Origin of the sequence: Acinetobacter sp. TUM15071 (genome assembly GCF_008980925.1) — a bacterium.
Lineage (GTDB): Bacteria > Pseudomonadota > Gammaproteobacteria > Pseudomonadales > Moraxellaceae > Acinetobacter > Acinetobacter dispersus.
This window is the reverse complement of record NZ_BKGB01000068.1, coordinates 1-447: the sequence shown is the minus strand read 5'-3', so window position 1 is coordinate 447 and position 447 is coordinate 1. Positions and strand designations below refer to the sequence as shown.

Sequence of the window (447 nt, the reverse complement as noted above, 5' to 3'; positions counted from 1 at the left end):
GGTGCAGGTAAAGATTTTGATACCTTCGTCGTCGCTTTTCGTATTCCCAACTTCTTTCGACGACTATTTGCCGAAGGTGCCTTTTCTCAGGCCTTTATCCCAGTCTTAACTGAATATAAAACGGGTCGAGCACACGCTGAAGTACAGATCTTACTTAGTCGGGTATTTGGCTGTTTGCTCACGGTCATGACCTTACTCACTTTTGTGGCTATGGTTTTAGCACCTGCAATCATCTATATGTACGCACCGGGCTTCCACAGTGATCCAGAAAAGTTCGATTTAGCCGTCAGCATGTTCCGTTTGACTATTCCATATCTAATGTTTATGTCGCTCACGGCTTTTGCTAGCAGCATCTTAAATAGTTATGGTTCGTTTGCCTCACCAGCTTTTTCACCAGTTTTGTTAAATGTAGCGATGATCGCAGGAGCGTGGTGGCTTACGCCGTAT

1 protein-coding gene is annotated in these 447 nt (G+C 44.7%); it reads left to right on the top strand.

What is annotated here, in order from left to right; translation table 11 throughout:
• The coding region (gene murJ / locus GBI66_RS19260) for a lipid II flippase MurJ (protein WP_308464069.1) at positions 1 to 447 on the top strand (447 nt) is incomplete at both ends.